Origin of the sequence: Pseudomonas sp. (genome assembly GCF_050739995.1) — a bacterium.
Classification (GTDB): Bacteria; Pseudomonadota; Gammaproteobacteria; order Pseudomonadales; family Pseudomonadaceae; genus Aquipseudomonas.
Genome location: NZ_JBOICG010000420.1, coordinates 1 through 5609, shown reverse-complemented (window position 1 = coordinate 5609; position 5609 = coordinate 1). Strand labels below are relative to the sequence as shown.

Here is a 5609-nt window from a genome sequence, read left to right as displayed (position 1 = left end):
GTGTATCAGTTGATGAAGGTGTGACTGCTCCACCGCTATCGCAGGCAAGCCAGCTCCCACATTTGATCTGTGTTGCTCTCAAGCCCCGGTTTACATACCCTGCCCCCTAGGTAGAATGGCGCCTCTGCCCTAACACCCGAGCGAACTTCATGGCGTTGCCGACACTACGCATCATCGGTTTCATCATCGGCATCTTCCTGATCACCCTCGCGATCGCCATGGTCGTCCCGATGGCCACCCTGGTGATCTTCGAACGCACCAGCGACCTGCCTTCGTTCCTGTGGGCCAGCCTGATCACCTTTCTCGCCGGCCTGGCCCTGGTTATCCCCGGGCGTCCCGAACACGTCCACCTGCGCCCCCGGGATATGTACCTGCTGACTGTCAGCAGTTGGCTGGTGGTGTGTATTTTCGCCGCGTTGCCGTTTTTGCTGACCCAGCACATCAGCTACACCGACTCGTTTTTTGAAAGCATGTCCGGCATCACCGCCACCGGCTCCACCGTGTTGAGCGGCCTGGACAGCATGTCCCCGGGCATTCTGATGTGGCGCTCGCTCCTGCACTGGCTAGGCGGTATCGGCTTTATTGGCATGGCGGTAGCCATCCTGCCGCTGTTGCGCATCGGTGGCATGCGTCTGTTCCAGACCGAATCCTCGGACCGTTCGGAGAAGGTCATGCCGCGCTCGCACATGGTGGCGCGGCTCATCGTGGCAACGTATGTCGGTATCACCATCTTCGGCAGCCTGGCGTTCTGGTGGGCCGGAATGGGCCTGTTCGATGCGATCAACCATGCAATGTCAGCGATTTCCACCGGAGGGTTCTCCACCTCCGACGACTCCCTGGCCCACTGGAAACAACCGGCGGTGCACTGGGTGGCGGTGGTGGTGATGATTCTTGGCAGCTTGCCGTTCACCCTGTATGTGGCCACATTGCGCGGCAATCGCCGGGCGCTGATCAAGGATCAGCAAGTGCAAGGCTTGCTCGCGCTGTTAATCGTGACCTGGCTGGTACTCGGCACCTGGTATTGGTGGACCACTGACTTGCATTGGCTGGATGCGCTGCGCCATGTGGCGGTGAACGTCACCTCGGTGGTCACCACGACTGGCTTTGCGTTGGGGGACTACAGCATCTGGGGCAACTTCTCACTGATGCTGTTCTTCTACCTGGGTTTTGTCGGCGGCTGCTCGGGCTCCACGGCGGGCGGGATCAAGATCTTCCGCTTTCAGGTCGCCTACATCCTGCTCAAAGCCAACTTGAACCAATTGATTCACCCACGGGCGGTGATCAAGCAGAAGTACAACGGCCATCGTCTCGACGAAGAAATCGTGCGCTCGATTCTGACGTTCTCGTTTTTCTTCGCCATCACCATCTGTGCCATCGCCCTGGCCCTGTCGCTGCTGGGCCTGGATTGGATGACCGCATTGACGGGCGCCGCCAGTACCGTATCGGGCGTCGGTCCGGGCCTGGGCGAAACCATCGGCCCGTCCGGTAACTTCGCCAGCCTGCCGGACGCGGCCAAGTGGATCCTATCGCTCGGCATGCTGCTGGGACGGCTGGAGATTATTACGGTGTTTGTACTGTGTATTCCGGCGTTCTGGCGTCACTGATCTTCGGCGCCTGCAGTAGCCGCGCGCGGTATTCTCCGGGTGTCGCATCGAACCAGCGGCGAAACGCGCGAAAGAAATTGCTCGGGTCGGCAAACCCCAACAGGTAGGCAATTTCCAGCAGGGTCATGCTGGGCTGCGCCAGGTACTGCTCGGCCAGTTCGCGACGGGTGTCGTCGAGCAAGGTCTGGAAGCTGGTGCCCTCCTCCTGCAAGCGCCGTTGCAAGGTGCGCTGGGACAGATGCAGGGTCTGGGCCACGATTTCACGCTTGGGTTCGCCCTGGGGCAACAGGCGGCACAGTACCTGGCGGGCCTTGTGAGTCACGCGGCTTTCGGAAAAACGTGCCAGGTATTCACCGGCAAACCGATCATGCAACAGCGCCATGGCTTCGTTGGCCGTTGGCAGCGGTGCGTCCATGTCGGCCTGCTCGAAAATCAGCGCGTCATAGGGCGCATTGAACTCCAGAGGGGCATGGAAGGCTTGTTTGTAGGGCGCCAGATCCGCTGGCTGGGCGCCTTGCAACAATACTTTGTGCGGTTGCAGGGTACGGCCGGTGAGCCAGCCACACAGCGCCAACGCACTGGCCAGCGAGGCTTCGGCGCTTTGCCGGGTGGGCGGCAGGTGATCACCATGCACCGTCAGAATCAGCGCATAGCCTTCAGGTAACAGTCGGAAACTCAAGTCAGCGCTTTCGGCGATGATGCGTTGGTAGCGCACCAGGCGCATAAAGCCTTCCGCCAAGGTGTTGCTGGACATCAACGCATAACCGGCCACGTGAAACGACGCCGGGCGCACCACCTTGCCCATGTTCAGGCCAATTGCCGGGTTGCCCGACAACTCCACCGCCCGCTGCCACAGCCGAGTCATGGAGTCTTGCGGAAAACGTGCATCGGGGTCGCTGAGGGCGCTGTAATCCAGGCCCAATTGTTTGAACAACACACGGCAATCCAGGCCGTCCATCTCCAACGCCTTGACTATACCCATCGCCCAGCTTGCAGAAGTTGTTCGTTCGCTCATGGCGTCGTCTTATAAAAGCAGGCTTATCCGGCAGCCAGGAAGCCAAGGATACTAAAGTGGCATCTATTGTCACTGGCTGTTACCACTGATCACTCTAGACTCAAATAAGCTACCCGCCGAACATCTGCTGAGCGGCATGACCGCCCAAGGGTCGACCACCGTGGAAAACGTCAAACAATTCAATAGCTTCGCCGAGTTCTATCCGTATTACCTGAGCGAACACGGCAACAGCACCTGCCGGCGACTGCACTTTGTCGGCACCACACTGGTCATCGGGATTCTGGCCTATGCCATTGGTCGTGGCTCTTTAGGCCTGCTGTTGGCCTTACCGGTCGCCGGCTACAGCTTTGCCTGGATCGGCCACTTCTTCTTCGAAAAGAACCGCCCGGCGACCTTTCAACACCCGTTCTATAGCCTGTTGGGCGACTTTGTGATGTACCGCGACATGATTCTGGGCAAGGTGCCTTTCTGACCGCTCGACCGTTTTTACAATGAAAGTTCATACATCCGGCGACATAAAAATCTTTTTGTCATTTTCAGTGCTGTATCCTGCCAAGGCTTTTTGAGAGCGCGGAATCACCTGCGATTGAAAAAACAGACCTTGCGAGGAGCGACCCACATGCACGAGATCCCTAATCTCCCCTTCCCAAGCCTGCACCCAACCGAGCAGCCAACACCGCAGCAGGCCAGCAACAAACAGCCTGAGGCCAAAGAAGCAAAACCAGTCGACATCAAACGCCAGGGCTGACGCCGTACCAGACCGTGTGGAAAGCGCAACGTTGAGCGCTTTCCACACTGCCTGAATCACCCGAGATACCCGCTATGACCGATACCCTCCCTGATTCCCCTGACGCCGCTGTGCTCGACGCTGCATTGCAGATGGTCGAAGTCTGGAACCGCCTCAGCAGCGAAAAACAAGCTGTGTTGCTCAAGCGCTTCGGCACCCAGGAAAACGCCCTGGCCGCCCTGGTGACCACGCAATTGCTGGCCCCGACAAAATCCTGATGTGTTCTTGCTTCATCCTTTTTGATATTTGCCGCCCCGCCCGGCCCAAGCGCCGGTATCATTAGCAGCCTATCTTTACCTGCTGCGACAGTGGACCTCTCCCATGCCAGATACCCAGCGCCCCATGGCGGTCACGCTGCAAGTCGTTTCCATCGTGCTGTTCACCTTCATCGGCTACCTCAATATCGGCATTCCACTGGCCGTGTTGCCGGGCTATGTCCATAGCCAGCTGGGCTATGGCGCGGTGATTGCCGGCTTGGTGATCAGCGTGCAGTACCTGGCCACCCTGTTGAGCCGCCCGTATGCGGGCAAGATCATCGACAACCTGGGCAGCAAGCGCGCAGTGTTGATCGGCCTGGTCGGCTGCGGCCTGAGTGGTGTGTTCATGCTGCTCGCCGCCTGGTTTTCCAGCCTGCCGGTCGTCAGCCTGGGTAGCCTGCTGATTGGCCGACTGGTGCTGGGCAGCGCCGAAAGCCTGGTGGGCTCGGGTGCAATCGGTTGGGGCATCGGCCGGGTCGGCGCAGCGAATACGGCCAAGGTCATTTCGTGGAACGGCATCGCCAGTTATGGCGCGCTGGCCGTAGGCGCACCACTGGGGGTGACGCTGGTCGGCCATTTCGGTCTGTGGAGCATGGGCGTCAGCATTATCCTGCTCGCAGTGCTGGGAGTGCTGCTGGCCTGGAACAAGGAGGCGGCTCCGATTGTGGCCGGTGTGCGCCTGCCGTTCATGAATGTGCTGGGGCGCGTGCTGCCTCATGGCTGTGCACTGGCGCTGGGCTCGATAGGCTTTGGCACCATCGCTACCTTCATCACCCTGTATTACACCACCCAACACTGGGATAACGCGGTGTGGGCCTTGAGCCTGTTCGGCGCCAGCTTTATCGGCGCACGTTTGCTGTTCGGTAATCTGATCAACCGCATAGGTGGCTTTCGCGTGGCGATTGCCTGTCTGTCGGTGGAAGTCCTCGGCCTGCTGTTGCTGTGGCTCGCGCCGGATGCTCACCTAGCCTTGGCCGGCGCGGCGTTGAGCGGATTCGGCTTCTCCCTGGTGTTTCCGGCCTTGGGTGTGGAGGCAGTCAACCTGGTGCCCGCATCCAGCCGAGGTGCAGCGGTGGGTGCCTATTCGTTGTTCATCGATTTGTCGTTGGGGATCACCGGCCCGCTGGCTGGGGCAGTGGCGTCAGGCTTCGGCTTTGCGTCGATTTTCCTGTTCGCCGCCCTCGCCGCCGCTGGTGGTTTGCTACTGAGCGTGTACCTGTACCGCCAAGCGCCCAAGGCCCGCGAGACACGGGACGCCTAGAAATCAACCTTGCCGCGCCCAGCCTTGATGCTGCCGCGCTTGGTCTTGGATTCCAGACGACGCTTCTTGGAGCCCAATGTCGGCTTGGTCGGGCGACGTTTCTTTTCAACTTTGGTGGCGCTGAGGATCAGTTCCACCAGACGCTCCAGCGCATCGGCGCGGTTCTGTTCCTGAGTCCGGTATTGCTGGGCCTTGAGCACCAGCACACCGTCGCTGGTGATACGACTGTCACGCAGCGCCAGCAGCCGCTCCTTGTAAAACTCCGGCAACGATGACGCCGGAATATCAAAACGCAGGTGCACCGCGCTCGACACCTTATTGACGTTCTGCCCACCGGCGCCCTGGGCGCGGATGGCAGTCAGCTCGATCTCGGCGTCGGGCAGGTGGACGTTGTTGGAAATCACCAGCATTGAGGCAGGTCCGCAATTCAGAGGGGCCAGCATACCCGAACCAGCCAACGCCCGACTCACTGTTACCGGTTGGCAAAGGCCTTGTCCAACAGGACCTGGGCCTGCTGTGTCGACCTGATCATGGCCTGGCGATCCGTTGGGTTTTCATTGTTCAGTGTCATCTCGACCCCCGTCACCACTTCAGGGTAGGAATGAGAAAAGATCAGCGCCGGGTCAACCTGTTTAGGCGGCAAGCCGTGCAGTTCATTGCGCATTTTGTCGTAGAAGCCTTGAGC

The 5609-nt window shown here is 59.7% G+C and carries 8 protein-coding genes; 4 read left to right on the top strand and 4 right to left on the bottom strand.

What is annotated here, in order from left to right; genetic code table 11:
• Positions 1-149 precede the first annotated feature (149 nt).
• Positions 150-1604 (top strand): TrkH family potassium uptake protein, encoded by a 1455-nt coding sequence (locus tag ACRESD_RS13960; RefSeq protein WP_431751439.1) that lies wholly within the window; start codon positions 150-152, stop codon positions 1602-1604.
• Here ACRESD_RS13960 and ACRESD_RS13955 read toward each other — a convergent pair.
• A complete protein-coding gene (locus tag ACRESD_RS13955) occupies positions 1561-2619 on the bottom strand; it encodes an AraC family transcriptional regulator (protein ID WP_431751438.1) in 1059 nt (352 codons plus the stop codon). The genes ACRESD_RS13960 and ACRESD_RS13955 overlap by 44 nt on opposite strands.
• 160 nt (positions 2620-2779) lie before the next feature.
• Here ACRESD_RS13955 and ACRESD_RS13950 point away from each other — a divergent pair, with 160 nt between their 5' ends.
• Positions 2780-3091, top strand: coding sequence for an Mpo1-like protein (locus tag ACRESD_RS13950; protein ID WP_431751440.1), 312 nt, complete (start codon positions 2780-2782; stop codon positions 3089-3091).
• A gap of 27 nt (positions 3092-3118) precedes the next feature.
• Here ACRESD_RS13950 and ACRESD_RS13945 read toward each other — a convergent pair whose 3' ends face one another.
• The gene (locus ACRESD_RS13945) at positions 3119-3427 is read right to left on the bottom strand and encodes a hypothetical protein (RefSeq protein ID WP_431751441.1); all 309 of its coding nucleotides are present in this window, start codon (positions 3425-3427) and stop codon (positions 3119-3121) included.
• Between the two features lie 14 nt (positions 3428-3441).
• On the opposite strand from ACRESD_RS13945, the gene ACRESD_RS13940 reads away from it, so the two are divergent.
• Positions 3442-3624 (top strand): hypothetical protein, encoded by a 183-nt coding sequence (locus tag ACRESD_RS13940; protein WP_431751437.1) that lies wholly within the window; start codon positions 3442-3444, stop codon positions 3622-3624.
• Positions 3625-3727: 103 nt separating this feature from the next.
• On the top strand, positions 3728-4924 hold the full coding sequence (locus ACRESD_RS13935; protein WP_431751436.1) for an MFS transporter: 1197 nt from the start codon (positions 3728-3730) through the stop codon (positions 4922-4924).
• Here ACRESD_RS13935 and arfB read toward each other — a convergent pair.
• Both arfB and ACRESD_RS13925 read right to left on the bottom strand, forming a co-directional pair.
• A complete protein-coding gene (gene arfB, locus ACRESD_RS13930) occupies positions 4921-5334 on the bottom strand; it encodes an alternative ribosome rescue aminoacyl-tRNA hydrolase ArfB (RefSeq protein WP_017847165.1) in 414 nt (137 codons plus the stop codon). The two genes, ACRESD_RS13935 and arfB, sit on opposite strands and share 4 nt — an antisense overlap.
• Positions 5335-5396: 62 nt before the next feature.
• On the bottom strand, positions 5397-5609 hold a 213-nt coding region (locus tag ACRESD_RS13925), incomplete at its 5' end, for a hypothetical protein (RefSeq protein WP_431751435.1).

Bases quoted from the DNA above. Each gene is read 5' to 3' on its own strand.
- ACRESD_RS13955 (WP_431751438.1), bottom strand. From the start codon at position 2,619: ATGAGCGAACGAACAACTTCTGCAAGCTGGGCGATGGGTATAGTCAAG.
- ACRESD_RS13935 (WP_431751436.1), top strand. From the start codon at position 3,728: ATGCCAGATACCCAGCGCCCCATGGCGGTCACGCTGCAAGTCGTTTCC.
- ACRESD_RS13960 (WP_431751439.1), top strand. From the start codon at position 150: ATGGCGTTGCCGACACTACGCATCATCGGTTTCATCATCGGCATCTTC.
- ACRESD_RS13940 (WP_431751437.1), top strand. From the start codon at position 3,442: ATGACCGATACCCTCCCTGATTCCCCTGACGCCGCTGTGCTCGACGCT.
- arfB (WP_017847165.1), bottom strand. From the start codon at position 5,334: ATGCTGGTGATTTCCAACAACGTCCACCTGCCCGACGCCGAGATCGAG.